The 23,073-nt window shown below is 59.4% G+C and carries 21 protein-coding genes; 16 read left to right on the plus strand and 5 right to left on the minus strand.

Annotated elements, in window-relative coordinates; all coding sequences use genetic code 11:
• The first annotated feature begins 6 nt into the window (after window positions 1-6).
• The 8 genes from nuoG (at window position 7) to nuoN (ending at window position 10,066) form a co-directional block, all read left to right on the plus strand.
• A complete protein-coding gene (gene nuoG, locus JO226_RS09940) occupies window positions 7-2,733 on the plus strand; it encodes an NADH-quinone oxidoreductase subunit NuoG (RefSeq protein WP_293554032.1) in 2,727 nt (908 codons plus the stop codon).
• Complete coding sequence (gene nuoH / locus JO226_RS09945) at window positions 2,730-3,707, plus strand: NADH-quinone oxidoreductase subunit NuoH (protein ID WP_293554034.1); 978 nt, start codon at window positions 2,730-2,732, stop codon at window positions 3,705-3,707. The genes nuoG and nuoH overlap by 4 nt, the downstream gene beginning before the upstream one ends.
• 14 nt (window positions 3,708-3,721) lie before the next feature.
• A complete protein-coding gene (nuoI, locus tag JO226_RS09950) occupies window positions 3,722-4,264 on the plus strand; it encodes an NADH-quinone oxidoreductase subunit NuoI (protein WP_293554036.1) in 543 nt (180 codons plus the stop codon).
• A gap of 11 nt (window positions 4,265-4,275) precedes the next feature.
• Complete coding sequence (gene nuoJ, locus JO226_RS09955) at window positions 4,276-4,830, plus strand: NADH-quinone oxidoreductase subunit J (RefSeq protein WP_293554038.1); 555 nt, start codon at window positions 4,276-4,278, stop codon at window positions 4,828-4,830.
• Complete coding sequence (gene nuoK, locus JO226_RS09960; protein WP_006820943.1) at window positions 4,827-5,129, plus strand: NADH-quinone oxidoreductase subunit NuoK; 303 nt, start codon at window positions 4,827-4,829, stop codon at window positions 5,127-5,129. The genes nuoJ and nuoK overlap by 4 nt, the downstream gene beginning before the upstream one ends.
• Complete coding sequence (nuoL, locus tag JO226_RS09965; RefSeq protein ID WP_293554046.1) at window positions 5,126-6,967, plus strand: NADH-quinone oxidoreductase subunit L; 1,842 nt, start codon at window positions 5,126-5,128, stop codon at window positions 6,965-6,967. The genes nuoK and nuoL overlap by 4 nt, the downstream gene beginning before the upstream one ends.
• Window positions 6,968-7,072: 105 nt before the next feature.
• Window positions 7,073-8,602: an NADH-quinone oxidoreductase subunit M gene (gene nuoM, locus JO226_RS09970; protein WP_293554048.1), complete on the plus strand. Its 1,530-nt coding sequence runs from the start codon at window positions 7,073-7,075 to the stop codon at window positions 8,600-8,602.
• A gap of 6 nt (window positions 8,603-8,608) precedes the next feature.
• Window positions 8,609-10,066, plus strand: coding sequence for an NADH-quinone oxidoreductase subunit NuoN (gene nuoN, locus JO226_RS09975; protein ID WP_293554050.1), 1,458 nt, complete (start codon window positions 8,609-8,611; stop codon window positions 10,064-10,066).
• 47 nt (window positions 10,067-10,113) lie between these two features.
• On the opposite strand, the gene JO226_RS09980 is transcribed toward nuoN, so the two are convergent.
• Window positions 10,114-11,121, minus strand: a complete 1,008-nt coding sequence (locus JO226_RS09980) for a chemotaxis protein (protein WP_293554052.1) — start codon at window positions 11,119-11,121, stop codon at window positions 10,114-10,116.
• Between the two features lie 65 nt (window positions 11,122-11,186).
• Window positions 11,187-12,107 (minus strand): ribonuclease Z, encoded by a 921-nt coding sequence (gene rnz, locus JO226_RS09985; RefSeq protein WP_293554054.1) that lies wholly within the window; start codon window positions 12,105-12,107, stop codon window positions 11,187-11,189.
• Between the two features lie 51 nt (window positions 12,108-12,158).
• On the opposite strand from rnz, the gene JO226_RS09990 reads away from it, so the two are divergent.
• The 8 genes from JO226_RS09990 to menE all read left to right on the plus strand — a co-directional run bounded on the left by JO226_RS09990 (window position 12,159) and on the right by menE (window position 20,063).
• Window positions 12,159-12,611, plus strand: a complete 453-nt coding sequence (locus JO226_RS09990; RefSeq protein WP_293554056.1) for a GNAT family N-acetyltransferase — start codon at window positions 12,159-12,161, stop codon at window positions 12,609-12,611.
• A gap of 48 nt (window positions 12,612-12,659) precedes the next feature.
• Window positions 12,660-12,965, plus strand: coding sequence for a stress response protein ElaB (elaB, locus tag JO226_RS09995; RefSeq protein WP_293554058.1), 306 nt, complete (start codon window positions 12,660-12,662; stop codon window positions 12,963-12,965).
• An 85-nt stretch (window positions 12,966-13,050) separates the two neighbouring features.
• Window positions 13,051-14,343 carry an isochorismate synthase MenF gene (gene menF / locus JO226_RS10000; RefSeq protein WP_293554060.1) on the plus strand — a complete coding sequence of 431 codons (1,293 nt, stop codon included), beginning with the start codon at window positions 13,051-13,053 and terminating at the stop codon, window positions 14,341-14,343.
• Window positions 14,344-14,421: 78 nt separating this feature from the next.
• Window positions 14,422-16,092 carry a 2-succinyl-5-enolpyruvyl-6-hydroxy-3-cyclohexene-1-carboxylic-acid synthase gene (menD, locus tag JO226_RS10005; protein ID WP_293554062.1) on the plus strand — a complete coding sequence of 557 codons (1,671 nt, stop codon included), beginning with the start codon at window positions 14,422-14,424 and terminating at the stop codon, window positions 16,090-16,092.
• Window positions 16,089-16,850: a 2-succinyl-6-hydroxy-2,4-cyclohexadiene-1-carboxylate synthase gene (menH, locus tag JO226_RS10010; protein WP_293554064.1), complete on the plus strand. Its 762-nt coding sequence runs from the start codon at window positions 16,089-16,091 to the stop codon at window positions 16,848-16,850. The genes menD and menH overlap by 4 nt, the downstream gene beginning before the upstream one ends.
• 14 nt (window positions 16,851-16,864) lie before the next feature.
• The gene (menB, locus tag JO226_RS10015) at window positions 16,865-17,722 is read left to right on the plus strand and encodes a 1,4-dihydroxy-2-naphthoyl-CoA synthase (RefSeq protein WP_293554066.1); all 858 of its coding nucleotides are present in this window, start codon (window positions 16,865-16,867) and stop codon (window positions 17,720-17,722) included.
• Window positions 17,722-18,699 (plus strand): o-succinylbenzoate synthase, encoded by a 978-nt coding sequence (gene menC / locus JO226_RS10020; RefSeq protein ID WP_293554068.1) that lies wholly within the window; start codon window positions 17,722-17,724, stop codon window positions 18,697-18,699. Before menB ends, menC begins: the two co-directional genes overlap by 1 nt.
• Window positions 18,696-20,063, plus strand: a complete 1,368-nt coding sequence (gene menE, locus JO226_RS10025; RefSeq protein WP_293554070.1) for an o-succinylbenzoate--CoA ligase — start codon at window positions 18,696-18,698, stop codon at window positions 20,061-20,063. The genes menC and menE overlap by 4 nt, the downstream gene beginning before the upstream one ends.
• Here menE and JO226_RS10030 read toward each other — a convergent pair.
• Genes JO226_RS10030 through JO226_RS10040 form a run of 3 tightly spaced genes read right to left on the minus strand, consistent with a single transcriptional unit; the run spans window position 20,060 to window position 23,012 of the window.
• Window positions 20,060-21,574, minus strand: coding sequence for a tripartite tricarboxylate transporter permease (locus JO226_RS10030; protein WP_293554072.1), 1,515 nt, complete (start codon window positions 21,572-21,574; stop codon window positions 20,060-20,062). The genes menE and JO226_RS10030 overlap by 4 nt on opposite strands.
• Before the next feature lie 11 nt (window positions 21,575-21,585).
• Complete coding sequence (locus tag JO226_RS10035) at window positions 21,586-22,017, minus strand: tripartite tricarboxylate transporter TctB family protein (RefSeq protein ID WP_293554074.1); 432 nt, start codon at window positions 22,015-22,017, stop codon at window positions 21,586-21,588.
• Between the two features lie 14 nt (window positions 22,018-22,031).
• Window positions 22,032-23,012, minus strand: coding sequence for a tripartite tricarboxylate transporter substrate binding protein (locus JO226_RS10040; protein ID WP_293554076.1), 981 nt, complete (start codon window positions 23,010-23,012; stop codon window positions 22,032-22,034).
• Window positions 23,013-23,073: the final 61 nt, after the last annotated feature.

Raw genomic sequence — 23,073 nt, forward strand, 5'->3', positions numbered from 1 at the left:
ACGCTAATGGCTACGATTCATGTAGACGGCAAAGAATATGAGGTCAACGGGGCGGACAACCTGCTAGAAGCTTGTCTTTCCTTAGGCCTTGATATTCCTTACTTTTGCTGGCATCCGGCGCTGGGAAGCGTTGGCGCCTGCCGCCAGTGTGCGGTGAAGCAATATCAAAACGCGGAAGACACGCGTGGCCGCCTGGTGATGTCCTGTATGACCCCGGCATCCGACGGCACATTTATCTCTATTGATGACGAAGAAGCGAAGCAGTTCCGTGAAAGCGTGGTCGAGTGGTTGATGACCAACCATCCGCATGACTGTCCGGTCTGTGAAGAGGGCGGCAACTGCCACCTGCAGGACATGACCGTGATGACCGGTCACAGTTTCCGTCGCTATCGTTTCACCAAACGTACTCACCGCAACCAGGATTTGGGGCCGTTCATCTCTCACGAAATGAACCGTTGCATCGCTTGCTACCGCTGTGTGCGTTACTACAAAGATTATGCTGACGGTACTGACCTCGGCGTTTACGGCGCGCACGATAACGTCTACTTCGGTCGTCCGGAAGACGGGGTGCTTGAGAGCGAATTTTCCGGCAACCTGGTGGAAATCTGCCCGACGGGCGTTTTCACCGATAAGACCCACTCCGAACGCTATAACCGTAAATGGGATATGCAGTTTGCGCCGAGCATCTGCCAGCAGTGCTCCATCGGCTGCAACATCAGCCCGGGCGAACGCTATGGCGAACTGCGTCGTATCGAAAACCGTTACAACGGTACCGTTAACCACTATTTTCTGTGCGACCGCGGTCGTTTCGGCTATGGCTATGTGAACCTGAAAGACCGTCCACGTCAGCCGATTCAGCGCCGTGGCGATGACCTGATCGCCCTGAACGCCGAGCAGGCGATGCAGGGTGCGGCAGATATTCTGCGTCAGTCGAAGAAAGTGATCGGCATCGGCTCTCCTCGCGCCAGTGTTGAAAGTAACTTTGCGCTGCGTGAGCTGGTCGGGGCGGAAAACTTCTATACCGGCATCGCCAAAGGCGAGCAGGAACGTCTGCAGCTGGCGCTGAAAGTGCTGCGCGAAGGCGGCATTCACACGCCGGCGCTGCGTGAAATTGAATCTTACGATGCGGTACTGGTGCTGGGTGAAGATATCACACAGACCGGTGCCCGCGTTGCGCTGGCGGTTCGCCAGGCGGTGAAAGGCAAAGCGCGCGAAATGGCGGCGGCACAAAAAGTGGCGGACTGGCAGATTGCGGCGATCCTCAACATCGGCCAACGCGCGAAGCATCCGCTGTTCGTGACCAACGTCGATAACACCCGTCTGGACGACGTCGCTGCGTGGACCTACTGCGCGCCGGTGGAGGATCAGGCGCGCTTAGGTTTGGCCATTGCCCACGGCCTGGACGCCACCGCGCCAGCGGTCGAGGACTTAAGCCGCGACCTGAAAGGCAAAGTGGATGTTATCGTCCAGGCGCTGGCGGGCGCGAAGAAACCGCTGATTATCTCCGGCACCAACGCCGGTAGCGTTGACGTGCTTCAGGCTGCGGCGAACGTGGCGAAAGCGCTGAAGTCTCGCGGTTCTGACGTTGGTGTGACCATGATTGCCCGTGCGGTGAACAGCGTTGGTCTGGGTATGATCGGCGGCGGTTCTCTGGAAGCGGCGCTCGATGAACTCGAATCCGGCGCGGCTGACGCCGTTATCGTGCTGGAAAACGACCTGCATCGTCATGCCTCCGCAGCCCGCGTTGATGCGGCGCTCTCGAAGGCGCCGCTGGTGATGGTTATCGACCATCAGCGCACCGCGATTATGGAAAAAGCCCATCTGGTGCTCTCCGCGGCAAGCTTTGCGGAAAGCGACGGGACCGTTATCAACAACGAAGGCCGCGCTCAGCGTTTCTTCCAGGTTTACGACCCGGCTTACTACGACTCCAGGACTGTCATGCTGGAAAGCTGGCGCTGGCTGCACTCGCTGCAAAGCACCGTCGAAAACCGCGAGGTGGACTGGACGCAGCTTGACCATGTGATCGATGCCGCCGTGGCGAAACTGCCGCAACTGTCGGGCATTAAAGATGCCGCGCCGGATGCGTCGTTCCGTATTCGTGGGCAGAAGCTGGCACGTGAACCGCATCGTTACAGCGGCCGCACCGCTATGCGTGCTAACATCAGCGTACATGAGCCGCGCCAGCCGCAGGATAAAGACACCATGTTCGCTTTCTCCATGGAAGGGAACAACCAGCCGTCGGCACCGCGTTCAGAGATTCCGTTCGCATGGGCGCCAGGCTGGAACTCCCCGCAGGCATGGAACAAGTTCCAGTCTGAAGTGGGCGGTAGCCTGCGTCATGGCGATCCGGGCGTTCGTCTGATTGAAGCGTCAGCGTCGGGTCTGGATTACTTCACTCACGTTCCGGCGAGCTTCCGGGCGCAGGACGGCAGCTGGCGTATCGCGCCGTACTACCATCTGTTCGGTAGCGACGAGATGTCTCAGCGCTCCCCGGTGTTCCAGAGCCGCATGCCGCAACCGTACATCAAGCTTAACCCGGCAGACGCCGCAAAGCTTGGCGTTAACGCGGGCGCGAAGCTGGCCTTTAGCTTTGACGGCCAGACCATCAGTCTGCCGCTTATCCTGTCAGACGGCCTGACGGCAGGGCAGGTGGGTCTGCCGATGGGCTTACCGGGCATTGCGCCGGTTCTGGCGGGCGCTCGTCTTGACAATCTGCAGGAGGCACAAGCATGAGTTGGTTGACGCCGGATCTTATCGATATTCTGTTAAGCATCCTGAAAGCGGTTGTCATTCTGCTGGTGGTGGTCACCTGCGGCGCGTTCATGAGCTTCGGCGAACGTCGTCTGCTCGGTCTGTTCCAGAACCGTTACGGACCGAACCGCGTAGGCTGGGGTGGCTCACTCCAGCTGGTCGCGGACATGATCAAGATGTTCTTCAAAGAGGACTGGATCCCGCGCTTCTCCGATCGCGTGATCTTTACGCTGGCGCCGATGATCGCCTTTACCTCGCTGCTGCTGGCCTTTGCCATTGTGCCGGTCAGCCCAAGCTGGGTGGTGGCGGATCTCAACATCGGGATCCTGTTCTTCCTGATGATGGCAGGCCTCGCGGTGTACGCGGTGCTGTTCGCCGGTTGGTCGAGCAACAACAAATACTCGCTGCTGGGTGCGATGCGTGCGTCTGCGCAGACGCTCAGCTACGAAGTGTTCCTTGGTCTTTCTCTGATGGGCGTTGTGGCGCAGGCGGGTTCATTTAACATGACCGACATCGTCAACAACCAGGCTCACCTGTGGAACATCATCCCGCAGTTCTTCGGTTTCATTACTTTCGCCATCGCGGGCGTTGCGGTATGCCACCGTCACCCGTTTGACCAGCCGGAAGCGGAACAGGAACTGGCTGATGGTTACCACATTGAATATTCCGGGATGAAATTCGGTCTGTTCTTCGTGGGTGAGTACATCGGTATCGTCACCGTATCGGCGCTCATCGTGACGCTGTTCTTTGGTGGCTGGCACGGCCCGTTCTTACCGCCATTCATCTGGTTCGCGCTGAAAACCGCGTTCTTCATGATGATGTTCATTTTGATTCGCGCCTCATTACCGCGTCCGCGTTATGACCAGGTAATGTCCTTCGGCTGGAAAGTATGCCTGCCGCTGACGCTCATCAACTTGCTGGTAACGGCGGCTGTCATTCTCTGGCAGGCGCAATAAGGGGCTAAAAGACCATGACCTTAAAACAATTATTGGTAGGCTTCGGCACCCAGGTACGCAGCATCTGGATGATCGGCCTGCACGCGTTTGCCAAACGCGAAACGCAGATGTACCCGGAAGAACCGGTATATCTGCCGCCGCGCTACCGCGGCCGGATCGTGCTGACGCGCGATCCGGACGGTTCCGAGCGCTGCGTTGCCTGTAACCTGTGTGCGGTAGCCTGTCCGGTTGGCTGTATCTCTTTGCAGAAAGCAGAGACCAAAGATGGCCGCTGGTATCCGGAGTTCTTCCGCATTAACTTCTCACGCTGCATTTTCTGCGGTCTGTGTGAAGAAGCGTGCCCGACCACGGCGATTCAGTTGACCCCGGACTTCGAGCTGGGCGAATACAAGCGTCAGGATCTGGTGTACGAAAAAGAGGATCTGCTGATTTCCGGTCCGGGCAAATACCCGGAATATAACTTCTACCGGATGGCGGGTATGGCAATCGACGGCAAAGATAAGGGCGAAGCGGAAAACGAAGCTAAGCCTATCGACGTCAAGAGCCTGTTACCGTAAGGAGAGGGGCAATGGAATTCGCTTTTTATATCTGTGGCCTCGTCGCCATCCTGGCCACCCTGCGGGTCATCACGCACACCAATCCGGTGCATGCGTTGCTGTACCTGATTATCTCCCTGCTGGCGATTGCCGGGGTGTTCTTCTCGCTTGGCGCGTACTTCGCCGGTGCGCTGGAGATCATCGTCTACGCCGGGGCTATCATGGTGCTGTTCGTCTTTGTGGTGATGATGCTGAACCTGGGCGGCTCTGAAATCGAGCAGGAGCGCCAGTGGCTGAAGCCGCAGGTGTGGATTGGCCCGGGCATCCTGTCCGTCGTTCTGCTGGCGGTTATCGTCTACGGCATCGTTGGTCTTAACGATCAGGGTATCGACGGCAACACTGTCGGCGCGAAAGCAGTGGGTATCGCACTGTTTGGTCCGTACGTTCTGGCGGTGGAACTGGCTTCCATGCTGCTGCTGGCGGGCCTGGTCGTTGCCTTCCACCTTGGGCGTGAAGAACGCCAGGGCGAAGTGCTGAGCAACCGTTCTAACGACAGCGCGAAAAGAAAAACGGAGGAGCACGCATGATCCCCTTAACACATGGACTGATCCTCGCGGCTGTCTTATTCGTCCTGGGCTTAACCGGACTGGTTATCCGCCGCAATCTGCTGTTTATGCTGATTAGTCTGGAAATCATGATCAACGCCGCCGCGCTGGCCTTTGTGGTCGCCGGTAGCTACTGGGGCCAGACCGACGGTCAGGTGATGTATATCCTCGCTATCAGCCTTGCGGCTGCCGAGGCGAGTATTGGCCTGGCGCTGTTGTTGCAGCTCCATCGTCGCCGCCAGAACCTGAACATCGATTCAGTAAGTGAGTTGCGTGGATGAACATGCTTGCCTTAACCATTATTCTGCCATTGATTGGCTTTGTACTGCTGGCGTTCTCCCGCGGCCGCTGGTCGGAAAACCTTTCCGCCACCGTCGGCGTGGGGTCTGTCGGCCTGGCGGCGCTGGTGACGGCGTTTGTCGGCGTTGATTTCTTCGCCAACGGCAAACAGGCGGTCAGCCAACCGCTGTGGACCTGGATGTCGGTCGGTGATTTCAACATCGGCGTAAATCTGGTGCTCGACGGCCTGTCGCTGACCATGCTCTGTGTGGTCACCGGCGTGGGCTTCCTGATCCACATGTTCGCCTCCTGGTACATGCGCGGTGAAGAGGGGTACTCCCGTTTCTTCGCCTACACCAACCTGTTCATCGCGAGCATGGTGGTACTGGTGCTGTCCGACAACCTGCTGCTGATGTATCTCGGCTGGGAAGGCGTGGGTCTGTGCTCCTACCTGCTGATCGGCTTCTACTATACCGATCCGAAGAACGGCACTGCGGCGATGAAAGCGTTTATCGTGACCCGCGTGGGTGACGTCTTCCTCGCGCTTGCCCTGTTCATTCTCTACAACGAACTTGGCACCCTGAACTTCCGCGAAATGGTTGAACTGGCGCCTGCGCACTTCGCGAATGGCAGCACCATGCTGCAATGGGCGACGCTGCTGCTGCTGGGCGGTGCGGTCGGTAAATCGGCGCAGCTGCCGTTGCAGACCTGGCTTGCGGACGCGATGGCGGGTCCAACGCCGGTTTCTGCGCTGATCCACGCGGCAACCATGGTGACCGCGGGCGTGTATCTGATCGCCCGTACCCATGGCCTGTTCCTGATGACGCCGGAAATTCTGCATCTGGTGGGTATCGTAGGTGCGGTCACACTGTTGCTGGCAGGTTTCGCGGCGCTGGTGCAGACCGATATCAAACGCGTACTGGCCTATTCCACCATGAGCCAGATTGGCTACATGTTCCTGGCGCTTGGCGTTCAGGCGTGGGATGCGGCGATTTTCCACCTGATGACCCATGCGTTCTTCAAAGCGCTACTGTTCCTGGCATCCGGTTCGGTCATTCTCGCCTGCCATCACGAGCAGAACATCTTCAAGATGGGCGGTCTGCGTAAGTCGATTCCGCTGGTTTACGTCTGCTTCCTGGTGGGCGGCGCCGCGCTGTCTGCACTGCCGCTGATTACCGCGGGCTTCTTCAGTAAAGACGAGATTCTGGCGGGCGCGATGGCTAACGGCCACCTCAACCTGATGATTGCCGGTCTGGCCGGGGCCTTTATGACCTCGCTCTATACCTTCCGCATGATCTTTATCGTTTTCCACGGTAAAGAGCAGATCCACGCGCATGCAGGGAAGGGGATTACTCATCACCTGCCGCTGATCGTGCTGCTGATCCTGTCCACCTTCGTGGGCGCGATGATCGTGCCGCCGCTGCAGGGCGTGCTGCCGGCAACAACGGAGCTTGCGCATAGCCACGTACAGATGCTGGAGATCACCTCCGGAGTGGTGGCCATTGCCGGTATCCTGATTGCCGCATGGCTGTGGCTGGGTAAACGTCAGCTGGTGACCTCTATTGCTAACAGCGCGCCGGGTCGCCTCTTCGGCACCTGGTGGTTCAATGCCTGGGGCTTCGACTGGTTGTATGACAATGTGTTCGTTAAGCCGTTCCTCGGCGTGGCCTGGCTGCTTAAACGCGACCCGCTGAATGCGCTGATGAACGTTCCGGCGATTCTGTCCCGCTTTGCAGGCAAAGGTCTGCTGTTTAGCGAGAACGGATACCTGCGCTGGTACGTTGCCTCCATGAGCATCGGTGCGGTTGTCGTGCTGGCGCTGCTGATGGTATTGCGTTGATACGTTGGGGAGGAGTTTCCTCCCCAGTAGAGAAATGTTGTGCTGTTTTCCTGTTCTGGCTGACGCTTGCCGTTACCGGATAGCTTAATAAGGAAATGAATTGCCATGTTATTACCCTGGCTAATACTGATTCCCTTTATCGGCGGTTTCCTCTGCTGGCAGACTGAACGCTTCGGCGTAAAAGTGCCGCGCTGGATTGCGCTTATCACCATGGGATTGACGCTCGCGCTTGGTCTGCAACTGTGGCTGCAGGGCGGTTATTCTCTGACCCAGTCTGCGGGCATTCCGCAGTGGCAGTCTGAGTTCATCCTGCCGTGGATCCCGCGCTTTGGCATCACTATCCATCTGGCCATCGACGGACTGTCGCTGCTGATGGTGGTGCTGACCGGCCTGCTCGGCGTGCTGGCGGTGCTCTGTTCCTGGAATGAAATCGAAAAATATCAGGGCTTCTTCCACCTCAACCTGATGTGGATTCTGGGCGGCGTTATCGGCGTGTTCCTTGCCATCGACATGTTCCTGTTCTTCTTCTTCTGGGAGATGATGCTGGTGCCGATGTACTTCCTGATCGCGCTCTGGGGCCATAAAGCCTCTGACGGTAAAACGCGTATCACGGCGGCCACCAAGTTCTTCATCTACACCCAGGCGAGTGGTCTGGTGATGTTGATTGCCATTCTGGCGCTGGTGTTTGTGCACTACAACGCCACCGGCGTGTGGACCTTCAACTACGAACAGCTGCTGAAAACGCCGATGTCCCACAACGTGGAATATCTGCTGATGCTCGGCTTCTTCATCGCCTTCGCGGTGAAAATGCCGGTGGTGCCGCTGCACGGCTGGCTGCCGGATGCGCACTCCCAGGCGCCGACCGCAGGTTCTGTTGACCTCGCGGGCATCTTGCTGAAAACCGCGGCCTACGGTCTGCTGCGTTTTGCGCTGCCGCTGTTCCCGAACGCTTCCGCGGAATTTGCACCGATCGCTATGTGGTTTGGCGTCATCGGTATCTTCTACGGCGCATGGATGGCGTTCACGCAATACGACATCAAGCGTCTGATTGCCTATACCTCCGTTTCCCACATGGGCTTTGTGCTGATTGCGATTTACACCGGCAGCCAGCTGGCTTATCAGGGCGCGGTGATCCAGATGATTGCCCACGGTCTCTCTGCGGCCGGTCTCTTTATCCTGAGCGGCCAGCTGTACGAGCGCCTGCATACCCGCGACATGCGCATGATGGGCGGTCTGTGGGGCAAAATGAAATGGCTGCCTGCGCTGTCCATGTTCTTTGCGGTGGCAACGCTCGGGATGCCGGGTACCGGTAACTTCGTCGGCGAATTCATGATCCTGTTCGGTAGCTTCAAAGTGGTGCCGGTGATTACGGTTATCTCCTCGTTCGGCCTGGTATTCGCTTCCGTCTACTCGCTGGCGATGCTGCATCGCGCTTACTTCGGTAAAGCAAAAAGCGAGATTGCGATGCAAGAAATGCCGGGGATGTCGCTGCGCGAGCTGTTCATCATCCTGCTGCTGGTCGTACTGCTGGTGCTGCTGGGCTTCTATCCGCAGCCGATTCTGGATACCTCGCATTCCGCGATGGGCAATATCCAGCAGTGGTTTGTTAATTCCGTTTCTACTACAAGGCCGTAATTCGCCATGACAATAACTCCACAACAACTGATCGCGCTGCTACCGCTGCTGATCGTCGGATTGACGGTGGTGGTTGTGATGCTCTCCATTGCGTGGCGACGCAATCACTTCCTCAATGCCACGCTGGCGGTCGTCGGACTGAACGCCGCGCTCGTCTCCCTCTGGTTTGTCGGCCAGGCGGGGGCCATGGACGTCACGCCGATGATGCGCGTCGACGGTTATGCGATGCTGTACACCGGGTTGGTGCTGCTGGCGAGCCTTGCCACCTGTACCTTTGCCTATCCATGGCTTGAGGGGTATCAGGACAACAAAGAAGAGTTTTATCTGCTGGTGCTGATTGCCGCGCTTGGCGGTATTCTGCTGGCGAATGCCAACCACCTGGCGTCGCTGTTCCTCGGGATTGAACTGATTTCGCTGCCGCTGTTTGGTCTGATCGGCTATGCCTTTCGTCAGAAACGCTCTCTGGAAGCCAGTATCAAGTACACCATCCTGTCCGCGGCAGCGTCATCATTCCTGCTGTTCGGTATGGCGCTGGTCTATGCGAACTCCGGCAACCTGTCGTTTGTCGCGCTGGGTAAGCTGCTTTCTGACAACATGCTGCACGAGCCGCTGCTGTTGGCGGGTCTCGGTCTGATGATCGTCGGTCTTGGCTTCAAACTCTCTCTGGTGCCGTTCCACCTGTGGACACCGGACGTTTACCAGGGCGCGCCTGCGCCGGTTTCCACTTTCCTGGCGACGGCGAGCAAAATCGCCATCTTCGGCGTGGTGATGCGTCTGTTCCTGTACGCGCCGGTGGGCAACAGCGAATCGGTGCGCGTGGTGCTGGGCATTATCGCCTTCGTCTCCATCATCTTCGGTAACCTGATGGCGCTGAGCCAGACCAACATTAAACGTCTGCTCGGTTATTCATCAATCTCGCACCTTGGCTACCTGATGGTGGCGCTGATTGCGCTGCACAGCGGCGACGTCTCGATGGAAGCCGTTGGCGTTTACCTGGCCGGTTATCTGTTCAGCAGCCTCGGCGCGTTCGGCGTGGTGAGCCTGATGTCCAGCCCATACCGCGGCCCGGATGCGGATTCGCTGTTCTCCTATCGCGGCCTGTTCTGGCACCGTCCGATTCTGTCAGCGGTGTTGACCGTGATGATGCTGTCGCTGGCGGGTATCCCGATGACGCTGGGCTTTATCGGTAAGTTCTACGTGCTGGCCGTCGGTGTGAATGCGCACCTGTGGTGGCTGGTGGGCGCGGTTGTTATTGGTTCGGCCATCGGCCTTTACTACTACCTGCGTGTTGCGGTGAGCCTCTATCTGAGCGCGCCGCAGCAGCTGAACCGCGATGCGCCGACCAACTGGCAGTACAGCGCGGGCGGTATTGTGGTACTGATTTCCGCACTGCTGGTGCTGATCCTCGGTATCTACCCGCAGCCGCTTATCAGTATCGTCCAACTGGCGATGCCGATGATGTAACAACGAAAAAACCCGCCTCGGCGGGTTTTTTTATCAGCAGCGCAAACTTAAGCGGAGTGCAGGCGGCTAATCAGCGGGCCTTCTTCACGACGTTCGGCGCGTTCCAGCACTTCCTGAATCACCGACGACAGCTCGTTTATCTCAAATTTTGCGACGTAGCCGTCCGCTTTGACTTTACGGATATGGTCTTCGTTGGCGTTACCGGATAGCGAGGAGTGGATCACCACCGGAATGTTCTTCAGCCGCGGATCGGTTTTGATCTTGCGGGTCAGGGTGAATCCGTCCATTTCAGGCATCTCCAGGTCGGTCAGTACCAGCGCGATTTTATCGGTCACCGGTATGCCCTCCGTTTGCGCTTCCTTCGCCAGTTTTTCGATTTTTTCCCACGCCTGTTGCCCGGTGACGTGCATCTGCGCCGGAATGTTCATCGCTTTCAACCCTTTTTCCAGCATCGCGCGCGCGACTTTGGAATCTTCCGCCACAATGGTGGTGGCGCCGGGTTTGATCTGCAGCTTGCGGGTATCGTTCAGACGAGTAGCGTGCAGGTCGTGGTCGGCAGGCACGATGTCATACAGAATCTGTTCAACGTCGATAACCATCGCCAGATTGTTACTGTCCTGCTCGTTATCCAGACAGGCGATGCTGGTGATGTACTGGCCGTTGACGGCTTTCTCGGCGGTATGTACCTGCGTCCAGTCGAGACGGATGATATTTTCCACCGACTCGACGGCGAACGCCTGAACGCTGCGGGCGTATTCGGTAATCAGCAGAATGCTCAGACCGTTTTCCGCTTTACAACCCAGCACGGAGGGCAGGTCGATAACCGGGATAATTTGATCGCGAATATTCACCATCCCCATGACCGGCGGTTTAATCCCGGCGGGTTTGGTGTAGCCCGGCATCGGCACGATTTCGCGCAGCTTGAAAACGTTGATGCCGAACAGTTCAGATTTGCTGTCATCGGCTGAAGAGCCAAGACGGAACAGCAGCAGTTCAAAGCGGTTAGACAGGGTCAGGTTAGCCCTGTCATCAATGTCTTTCTGGAAATTATCCATTTTGCCCTCAGAGTGAGAAAGTTGCCGAGCCTTAATTTGCGTTATCGGCATCTGCGGGCAAAACGTTATGCCAGACTGAAGACGCTGAAATCTTCCGCCAGTTCGCAGGCTGTAAACACCGAGCGACACTCAGCGAGCAGCCGACGACAGCCGTCGTGGTCGTAGCGTGAACTGACGTGGGTGATGATGAGCCGTTTGGCGCCCGCTTCCCGGGCAAGCGTGGCGGCCTGGCGCGTCGAGGAGTGTCCGCGGCTGTTGGCTTTCTCCGCCATCGCGTCCTCAAGCGTGGTTTCATGCACCATCACATCCACCCCGCAGGCTAGCTCAAACGCCTGCGGGCAGGGTGCGGTATCGCCGAAAATAGCCAGCTTCAGCCCCGGCGTCGCCGGGCCGAGATACTGGCTGCCGTCGATGAGGCGACCCTCGGGCAGGGTCACGGTCAGCCCCTGTTTGAGCTGCTGGAACAGCGGCCCGGGTTTGATGCCGTCGGCAATCAGGGCGGCGGCGTTCAGGGTGCCTGGCTTATCATGTTCTTCGATGCGGTAGCCGTAGCACTCGACCGGATGGTTCAGCGGATATGCCAGCACCCGATAGCGCCCGTCGTCAAACAGCAGCCCCGGTGAAACCTCTTCAATGGTCAGCGGATAGTCGGTCCAGGAGCCGCTGAGGCGCAGCGCCATCTCCACAAACTCGCGGATGCCTTGAGGGCCATAGACTGTTAACGCCGCCGGGTTGCCCTGCATGGAGCGGCTGCACAGCAGGCCCGGCAGGCCAAACAGGTGGTCGCCGTGCAGGTGGGTAATGAATATTTTATCGAGTTTGCCCGGATGGTGTTCTGTTTTCAGAAACTGATGCTGGGTGCCTTCCCCGCAGTCGAATAGCCACATGGCCGCGTGCGTCGGCTGTTGCAAATTGAGCAATATCGACGTCATATTACGGGTACGGGTCGGCACACCGGCGGATGTCCCGAGAAAAATCAATTCCATAACGCAGTTACCTCACGGCCTAAAACAGAGCCTAGTATAACGGAGTCCAGGATGATTGAGTGGCACGATCTGCATCATAGCGAACTGACGGTTCCCCTGCTTTACGCACTGCTCAGGCTGCGCTGTGAAGTGTTTGTGGTGGAGCAAACCTGCCCCTACCAGGATGTGGATGGCGACGACCTTATCGGCGAAAACCGCCATATTCTCGGCTGGCGCAACGGCGAGCTGGTGGCGTACGCGAGAATTCTGAAAAGCGAAAATGACATTGAGCCTGTGGTCATAGGCCGGGTGATCATCAGCGCGTCGGCGCGCGGTGAACAGTTAGGTTACCGGTTGATGGAGCAGACGCTGGCAAGCTGCCGTCGTCACTGGCCTCACAAGGCGCTCTACCTTGGCGCGCAGGCACACCTTCAGGCGTTCTATACTCACTTCGGTTTTTCCCCGGTCACGGAGGTTTATGACGAAGACGGTATCCCTCATATCGGCATGGCCCGCGAGGCATAACCGGCGAGGGTTGGCTATAGTTAAGTCTGGCAAACAAGGAGATAACTTATGGCATATCATTCTTATGATTCCCGAATTGATGATGACCTGTCCCTGTTGAGCGATACGCTGGAAGAGATTCTGGCGTCGTCAGGCGATCCTGCTGATCAGAAATACATTGAGCTGAAACTGCGGGCGGAAAGCGTGCTGGATGACGTAAGAGATCGCCTCAGCAAGGCATCGGATACCAGTTACTATCGCGTGAAGCGCGCAGTTTACCGCGCCGACGATTATGTGCGCGAACGCCCCTGGCAGGGCATTGGTGCAGGCGCGGCGGTCGGGCTGGTGATAGGTTTGCTGCTGGCGCGACGCTAAGTAAATACGGCTCCCTCATCTTAGGTACTGCTATTTCCCGGCAGTACCCTTTATAATATGTGGTTTTTATTTGGGGGAGGTTCGCGTGCTGTCCATTTCCGTTGCGCTGGAAAGCCTGCAGGGTTTTCTGTCTGATAAGTTTCCTGATGCACCCGGAACGCGATTTGTTGATATCCCCTTTGCGTTAAACGACGCCTTTGACCCCCTCGCGTGGCTCTGTCATCAACCGATATGGCCGCAGTTTTACTGGCAGCAGCGCAACGGCGATGAAGAGGTCGCCGCCCTTGGCGCGGTGCGCCATTTCAGCGCATTGCCGCAGGCGGACCATTTTCTACAGCAGCCTGCGGCGGCGGATTTACGCGTCTGGGGCCTGAATGCCTTTGCGCCGGAGCAGGGTGCACTGTTTCTGCCCCGCCTCGAATGGCGTCGCAGCGCCGGAAAAGCCTCGCTGCGCTTGACGCTCTCAAGCGATACTTCATTGCGTCAGGACGCCCAACAGGCGCAGGAGTTGCTGGCGCAGCTCCAGCCGATGCGCGCGCTGCCCGCTCTGTCGCTGTCGCTGAAAAGCGAGCGGCACCACCCTGACCGCGCTGGTTGGTTCCGTCTTATTACCCAGGCGACCAACGCGATTGCCTCCGGCGAGCTGGATAAAGTGGTGCTGGCGCGGGCGACGGATCTGCATTTTAGCCAACCGCTTTGCGCCGGGGCCATTATGGCCGCCAGCCGTCGGGTAAACCTGCACTGCTACCATTTCTTTATGGCGTTTGACGCGAACACGGCTTTTCTTGGCTCCTCGCCGGAGCGGCTATGGCGGCGGCGGGGAAATCTGCTGCGCACTGAAGCGTTGGCCGGTACGGTTGCCAGCCACCCTGAAGATCGCCAGGCGCAGCATCTGGCGAACTGGCTGATGCATGACGATAAAAACCAGCGGGAAAATATGCTGGTGGTGGAGGATATCTGCCAGCGGCTGCAGGATGATGTGCAGTCTCTGGAAGTGCTGCCGCCGCAGGTGGTGCGTCTGCGTAAAGTACAGCATCTGCGCCGTTGTATCTGGACGACGCTGACGTCGCCTGACGACGCGCGCTGCCTGCAGCAACTGCAGCCTACAGCGGCGGTCGCCGGGCTGCCGCGCGATATCGCGCGCCAGTTTATCGAGCATCATGAGCCGTTTGTTCGGGAGTGGTATGCCGGGTCGGCAGGCTATCTCAGCCGCGAGCGCAGCGAGTTCTGCGTGGCGCTGCGTTCGGCGAAAGTGACGGGCGATACCCTGCGTCTCTACGCGGGTGCCGGGATTGTGCGCGGCTCGGATCCTGAGCAGGAGTGGCAGGAAATCAACAGTAAAGCGGCGGGATTACGGTCATTGGTGCTCGACGAATAAAATATTCTCGACTCATATCAATAACCTGTCAGCAGAGATTATTTATACTATATCGCAAAATTGATACCGGACAATCTCATGTCAGTAAGCGCATTTAACCGACGCTGGGCGGCGGTGATCCTTGAAGCTTTAACCCGTCACGGCGTGCAGCATGTCTGTATTGCGCCAGGGTCGCGCTCGACGCCGCTGACGCTGGCGGCAGCAGAACACAGCGCCTTAATTCATCACACCCATTTCGATGAGCGCGGACTGGGGCACCTGGCCCTGGGGCTGGCGAAAGTGAGTAAACAGCCGGTGGCGGTGATTGTGACTTCCGGTACGGCGGTGGCGAATCTCTATCCCGCGCTGATTGAAGCTGGGCTCACCGGGGAAAAGCTGATCCTGCTGACCGCCGATCGGCCTCCGGAGCTTATTGACTGCGGGGCAAACCAGGCTATCCGTCAGCCGGGCATGTTCGCCTCGCATCCGTCGCACACCCTGTCATTGCCGCGCCCGAGCGAAGATATTCCGGCGCGCTGGCTGGTGTCGTCCATTGATAACGCCATGGGACAGTTGCATGCCGGGGGCGTTCATATTAACTGCCCGTTCGCTGAACCGCTGTATGGCGACATGGATGATACCGGGCTTGCGTGGCAGCAGGCGCTGGGCAACTGGTGGCAGAGCGATAAACCCTGGCTGCGCGAAGCGCTGCATCTGGAGAGCGAAAAACAGCGGGACTGGTTTTTTTGGCGGCAAAAGCGCGGCGCGATCGTCGCCGGGCGGATGAGCGCGGCGGCAGGCAAAAAAGTGGCTGAGTGGGCGAATACCCTCGGCTGGCCGCTGATTAGCGACGTGCTGTCGCAAACCGGGCAGCCGCTGCCGTGCGCCGATCTGTGGCTCGGCAACCCCCGGGCGGTCGCCGAGCTTGAGCAGGCGCAAATCGTGGTGCAATTTGGCAGCAGCCTGACCGGTAAGCGTCTTCTGCAGTGGCAGGCTGGCAGCGAACCGGATGAGTACTGGCTGGTGGATAACCTGCTGGGGCGCCTGGATCCGGCGCAGCATCGCGGTCGCCGCCTGGTGTGCGATATCGAACGCTGGCTGGAACTGCATCCAGCGGAAAAACGTCAGGCCTGGTGCGTGGAAATCCCGCGCCTGTCCAAACAGGCCTGGCAGATGGCCGTCGCGCAGCGCGATACCTTCGGCGAAGCGCAACTGGCTCATCGCATCAGCGACTATTTACCCGAACAGGGACAACTGTTCGTCGGCAACAGCCTGGTGGTGCGCCTGATTGACGCCCTGGGGCAGTTGCCCGCCGGATACCCGGTCTACAGCAACCGCGGGGCGAGCGGTATTGACGGCCTGATTTCAACCGCCGCCGGGGTGCAACGCGCCAGCGCAAAAGCGACGCTGGCTATCGTGGGCGACCTCTCCGCGCTGTACGATCTCAACGCGCTGGCGTTGCTTCGTCAGGTGTCCGCGCCGTTTGTGCTGATTGTGGTCAACAACAACGGCGGGCAGATTTTCTCGCTGCTGCCAACGCCGGAAGCCGTAAGGGAGCGGTTTTACGCCATGCCGCAGGACGTGCATTTCGACCACGCCGCGCAGATGTTTGGTCTGCGCTACGCCCGGCCGGAGAGTTGGGCGCAACTGGACGAGGTGATGAGCCACGCCTGGCGGCAGCCTGCCGCGACGATCATTGAGCTGGTGGTCAATGACACAGACGGCGCGCAGATGCTGCAACACCTGCTGGCGCAGGTAAGCCACCTGTGACCCTACAGGCCGTTGCCCGACCGGGGAGAACCGCGGATTGCTGGCTGGTCTTCCTGCACGGTTTTTCCGGCGATGACCGCGAATGGCAGCCGGTGGGAGAGACCCTCGGCGACTATTCGCGGCTGTATGTGAACCTGCCCGGCCACGGCGCCTCAGGCGACGTGGCGACCCACAGCTTTGCGACGGTCTGCGCGCAGCTGAAAAGCACGCTCCTTCGTTATAACATTCGAAATTACTGGCTGGTGGGCTACTCGCTCGGCGGCCGGGTGGCGATGTATTTCGCCTGTTGCGAATCCCATCCAGGGCTCAACGGTATTGTCGTCGAGGGCGGTCATCCCGGGTTACAGGATGAGGCTGAGCGGCGGGCGCGGCTGTCCTCTGATGAACAGTGGGCGCAGCGTTTTGCCGGTGAACCGCTGTCAGATGTTTTTGATGACTGGTATCGTCAGCCGGTTTTCGCGTCGCTCGACGAGGCGCAGCGTCAGGCGCTGGTGCAACTGCGGGCGCGCAACAACGGTCCGCGGCTGGCGGATATGCTGCTGGCCACCTCGCTTGCGGTTCAGCCGGACCTGCGGGCGTCGCTTGCGGCTCGCGACTATGCTTTCTGGTACCTCTGTGGCGAACGTGACCCGAAGTTTCGCGCTATTGCGCAGGCGCTGGGCGCGTCGTGCCATTTGATTTCACACGCCGGACACAACGCGCACCGGGAGAACCCCGGGGAAGTGGCGGAGCGTCTGGCGCAGATTGTGCATTTCTGATTAAAGGACCCATTATGATCCATCCTGATGAAAACATGCTCTACGCGCCGGTTGACTGGCAGGACTGTTCCGAAGGTTTTGAGGATATTCGCTATCACAAGTCGGCTGACGGGATTGCGAAAATCACCATTAACCGCCCGCAGGTGCGTAATGCGTTTCGTCCTCTGACGGTAAAAGAGATGATTCAGGCGCTGGCCGATGCCCGCTATGACGACAACATCGGCGTTATTGTGCTGACCGGGGAAGGCGAGAAGGCGTTTTGCTCCGGCGGCGACCAGAAGGTCCGCGGCGACTACGGCGGCTACCAGGATGACACCGGCATGCATCACCTCAACGTGCTCGATTTCCAGCGTCAGATCCGCACCTGTCCGAAACCGGTGGTGGCGATGGTGGCCGGGTACTCCATCGGCGGCGGTCATGTGCTGCACATGATGTGCGACCTGACCATTGCCGCTGAAAACGCCATCTTCGGCCAGACCGGGCCGAAAGTCGGCTCCTTCGACGGCGGCTGGGGCGCTTCCTATATGGCGCGCATCGTCGGGCAGAAAAAAGCGCGCGAAATCTGGTTCCTGTGCCGTCAGTACAACGCTCAGGAAGCGCTGGACATGGGGCTGGTGAACACGGTTGTTCCGCTGGCGGAGCTGGAAAAGGAAACCGTTCGCTGGTGTCGCGAAATGCTGCAAAACAGCCCGATGGCGCTGCGTTGCCTGAAAGCGGCGCTGAACGCCGACTGTGATGGCCAGGCAGGGTTGCAGGAGCTGGCGGGTAACGCCACGATGCTGTTCTATATGACCGAAGAAGGGCAGGAAGGGCGCAATGCGTTCAACCAGAAGCGTCAGCCTGATTTCAGCAAATTCAAACGGAACCCGTAATGTCAGCACCTGAGCGTAGTGCCCGGATCTACCGTTGGCAGATCCCGATGGATGCGGGCGTGGTGCTGCGCGAGCGGCGCCTGAAAACCCGCGAGGGTTTATTGCTCTGTTTGCGTCAGGGCGAGCGCGAAGGCTGGGGGGAAATTTCCCCTTTGCCCGGGTTTAGCGCCGAAAGCCTGGAAGAGGCGCAGGCCGAGGCCGTGGCCTGGACGCAGCGCTGGCGCGACGGTGATGACGCCGCGCTGCCGCTGCTGCCGTCAGTCGCGTTTGGCGTAAGCTGCGCGCAGGCCGAACTCACCGGTGAGTTGCCCGATGCGGCCGATTACCGCGCCGCGCCGCTGTGCACTGGCGATCCGGACGAGCTGTTTGCCGTCCTCCAGCAAATGCCGGGGGAGAAAGTGGCGAAGGTGAAGGTCGGACTATGGGAGGCGGTGCGCGACGGTATGGTGGTCAACCTGTTGCTGGAAGCGATCCCCGATCTGAAGCTGCGCCTTGACGCTAACCGCGCGTGGACGCCGCTGAAGGCGCAGCAGTTCGCGAAATACGTCAACCCGGACTACCGCGCACGCATTGCGTTTCTGGAGGAGCCCTGCCGCACGCGGGACGATTCCCGCGTCTTTGCCCGTGAAACCGGCATCGCTATCGCCTGGGATGAAAGCCTGCGCGAGGCGGATTTCACCTTTGCCGCTGAACCGGGCGTCAGCGCGGTGGTGATTAAACCGACGCTGACCGGCAGTCTGCAAAAAGTGCGCGAGCAGGTGGCCGCCGCGCACGCGCTGGGGCTGACGGCGGTGATAAGCTCCTCGATAGAGTCAAGTCTCGGTCTGACCCAGCTGGCGCGGATTGCCGCGTGGCTGACGCCGGAGACTATTCCGGGGCTCGATACGTTGAACCTGATGCAGGCGCAACTGGTTCGCCGCTGGCCGCACAGCGAATTACCCTGTATCGCGCTGGATGGTCTGGAACCGCTGCTATGACTTTTGACGACTGGCCGTGGCGGCGCTGGCGCGATGAGCGCCCGCAGGCGCAGGCGCTGCGGCTTGGCAACCAGAGGCTGAACTGGCAGCAGCTTTGTCAGCAGATTGACCGCCTTGCCGCTGGTTTTGCGCGCCAACGGCTTCAGGTCGGCGACGGGGTGCTATTGCGGGCGTACAACCATCCGCAAACGCTGCTGGCGTGGCTGGCGCTCCTGCAATGCGGGGCGCGGGTATTGCCGGTGAATCCTCAGTTGCCGTGCGAGCTGGTGTCCACGCTGCTGCCGTCGTTATCGCTGCGCTTTGTGCTGCACCTGACGGATGAGCCGGGTTTTGCAGGGCTTGCGCCGCTGGCGCTTACAGAAGCGGAGGGCGCGTTTGCCGCGCCGTGGCTGGCGGACAGGCTCGCCACCATGACCTTCACCTCCGGCTCCAGTGGTCTGCCGAAAGCGGCGGTGCATACCGCTGGCGCACATCTGGCCAGCGCCAGGGGCGTGCTGGCGCTGATACCGTATTGCGATGAAGATGACTGGCTGCTGTCGCTGCCGCTGTTTCATGTCTCCGGCCAGGGGATCCTCTGGCGCTGGCTGCTGGCAGGCGCACGGATGACCGTGCGCGAGCGTCAGCCGCTGGCGCAGGCCTTGCAGGGCTGTACGCATGCCTCGCTGGTGCCGACCCAACTCTGGCGTCTGCTTAACGACAACGCGCCGTTGTCGTTGAAAAGCGTGCTGTTGGGCGGCGCGGCGATTGCGGTTGAACTGGCCGAACAGTCGCATGCCCGTGGTATCCGCACCTTTTGCGGCTATGGGTTAACCGAATTCGCTTCTACTGTGTGCGCCAAAGAGACCGATGGGCTACCGGACGTCGGGTATCCGCTGCCGGGACGCGAAGTGCGTATCGTGGACGGTGAAATCTGGCTGCGTGCCGCAAGCCAGGCCTCAGGCTACTGGCGCGACGGCGCGCTGACGCCGTTGGTGAATGCGCAGGGCTGGTTCGCCACGCGCGATCGCGGTGAGTTGCATCATGGTCGGCTGACGGTGATTGGCCGAATGGATAACCTCTTTTTCTGCGGCGGGGAAGGTGTCCAGCCGGAGGAAGTGGAGCGGGTGATTGCCCGTCATCCGCTGGTGGAGCAGGTGTTTATTGTACCGTTGACTGACCGCGAGTACGGTCAGCGCCCTGTGGCGGTGATCGAAGGACGCGAGGGACTGGAGATTGAATCTCTGCCCGGCTGGGCGAGCGATAAGCTGGCGCGTTTTCAGCAGCCGGTACGCTGGTTGCTGCTGCCTGCCGCTGTAAAAACCGGCGGGATTAAAATCTCCCGCCGGGCGCTGACACAATGGGTGAATGAAACCCTGAACGGTTAGCTCGCCTCAGCGGTCGGTTTACGCTGGCGCTTGCGCAGGAGTCGCAGGACCGGCGGGACGACAATCACCGCGATCGCCATGACCAACAGCGTCTTCGCCACACCGCTTCCCCACAGAATATTCATGCTGCCGTTGCTGATGGACAGGGCGCGGCGCAGGTTTTGCTCCAGCATCTCTCCCAGCACGAAGCCGAGGATCAGCGGCGACATCGGGAAGTGCATTTTGCGTAAAATGTAGCCTAACACGCCCAGCGCCACCATCAGAACCAGGTCAAAGGTGGTGCTGTGTACCGCATAAACACCCACTGCGGAGACCGCGGCAATCGCCGGTACCAGGAACCACAACGGGATGCTCAGCATACGGGTGAACAGGCCAATCAGCGGAATGTTCATGATAAGCAGCATGACGTTGGCGATAAGCAACGCCGCAATCAGCCCCCAGACGATATCCGGCTGTTCGGTGAACATCGCCGGGCCTGGCGTGATGTTGTACAGCGTCAGCGCGCCCATCATCACCGCCGTGGTGCCGGAGCCCGGTACGCCCAGGGTCAGCATCGGGATAAACGAGCCGCAGGCTGAGGCGTTGTTCGCCGCCTCCGGCGCCGCCACGCCGCGAATATCCCCTTTCCCGAAGCTGTCGCTGTTGCCGCTGATCTTCTTCTCGGTCATGTAGGTGATAGCGCTGGCGATGGTCGCGCCCGCGCCCGGCAGAACGCCGACGAAAAAGCCGATCACTGAGGAGCGCAGCGTGGCGCCTGCGCACTGCACCGCTTCTTTGCCGTTAAACAGCATACGTCCGGTTTTACGCACCAGCGTTTGCCCGCTGCTGGTGCTTTCCAGCATCAGCAGGATCTCGGAAACTGAGAACAGGCCAATCACCACCACGATAAACTGTACGCCGTCGGACAAATGGACGCTGTCGAAGGTAAAACGGTATACCCCGGTGTTGGCATCAACGCCTACCGTCGCCAGGCCCAGTCCGATCAACGCCGCCAGAAACGACTTCAGCGGATTTTGCGCCATCATGCTGCCGAGGCAGGCAATGGCAAACACCATCAGGGCGAAATACTCTGCCGGGCCAAACGCCAGCGACCATTGCGCCAGCATCGGCGCGAAGAGAATGATGCCGAAAATGGCGATCATTGAGCCGAAAAAAGAGCTGACGGCGGAGATAGACAGCGCCACGCCGCCGCGCCCTTGTTGCGCCATCGGGTAACCGTCGAGGGCGGTCATGATCGCCGCCGCATCGCCAGGTACGTTTAACAGGATGGAGGAGATACGACCGCCGTACTCGCAGCCGATATACACTGTCGCCAGCAGGATCAGCGCGGATTCTGCTGGCAGGTGCAGGGCAAAGGCCAGCGGCAGTAAAATCGCCACGCCGTTGATCGGGCCGAGGCCCGGCAGCAGCCCAACGATGGTGCCGACGAAGCAGCCAATCAGCGCAATAACCAGGTTTTCCGGGGTCATCGCCACGGCAAACCCTTGCGAGAGATAAATCCAGGTATCCATGTGAATCTCCGTTAGTTCAGCCATGCGCCGAGAGGCAGGGTGACGTCAAGCAGGCGATCGAAGGCGTACCACAGCAAAATGCCCATGGCCGCGCCGGACATACCGGCGGCGGGGATCGTGGCGCCAAACAGCGTGCCGATGATGGCGGTGAGGATGGCGGTCGCTAGCGGGAAGCCGAGCCACTCGAATCCCCAGGCGTACATCAACAGCACGATAACCATCACCAGCAAACGCTGCAGCACGCGGCGATGCGGCCACTGCACCACATCGGGTTTACGCAGCAGCAGCGCCACGGAACAAAACAGCATCAGACCCAGGATCCCCACCGGAAACGGGCGGGGGCCGACGGGTTCATAGCTGTATTCGCTGTGAATTTGCCAGGCGACCATCAGGCCGCCAATGCACAGCAACAGCCAGATTCCGGCAAAAATGCGATCGCTCATGTTGGTCTCCGGAATCACTTCGCCAGACCGAAGCTTTTGGCCTGCTCGCGATAGTCGGTTACCTGCTTCTTGACGTATTCATCAAGGGCCTTACCGTTCATGTTGAATTCAAACAGACCGCGAAGCTCGCGCTGTTTCTTGAACTCGTCGGTCTGCTGGAGCTTCTGGAAAGTCTCCACCCACCAGTTGTACTCGTCGTCGCTGACTTTCGGGCCGACGTAGAAGCCGCGAATAATCGGCCATACCAGGTCGTAGCCCTGTTCTTTGGCGGTCGGCACGTTGGCTAACTGGCCCGGCAGGCGGTTTTCGGCAAACACCGCCAGGACGCGGATTTTGTCACCCTGTAGGTAGGGCACCATTTCGCTGAGGTCGCCGGATACCGCCTGTACGTGATTACCCATCAGCGCCGTGACCGGCTCTCCGCCGCCCTCGAAAGCGACATAGCGCATCTTGTGCGGATCGACGTTTGCCTGCTGCGCCAGTTTGGCCGCTTTCATCCAGTCCTGGCTGCCGATAGAGGCGCCTGCGCCAATCACCACGCTGTTCGGATCTTTTTCCATGGCGGTCAGCAGGTCCTTCAGCGATTTCCACGGCGAGTCCGCGCGTACCGCAATCATGCCGTAGTCGGTGCCCACGCTTGCCAGCCAGCGCACGTCATCAACGCCATAACGGCCAAATTTACCCTGCGACAGGTTCAGCAGCGAGCCGCCGGAGAAAGCCACAACGGTGCCTGCTTCCGCCGGACGCTGAGCGACGATGGCGTTATAAGCAACCGCGCCTACGCCGCCGGGCATATAGGTCACGCGCATCGGTTTCTCGATAGCGCCGGTTTCCTGTAGGCTGACCTGAATCAGCTTACAGGTGAGATCAAAACCACCGCCGGGTTTTGCGGGGGCGATACATTCGGTACGGCCCGGCGCCTCTGTGGCGAAGGCGGAGACGTTGCTTATCAGTAATGCGCTAGCGATGAATGTTTGCAGGAGCGGTTTTTTCATTATCAGTCCTCACGCCACGATGACGTTGTTTATCAGGTTCAACGGTTTTTTTGTGATTCTG

It is taken from the genome of Pluralibacter sp. (assembly GCF_019237635.1).
GTDB lineage: Bacteria > Pseudomonadota > Gammaproteobacteria > Enterobacterales > Enterobacteriaceae > Enterobacter_B.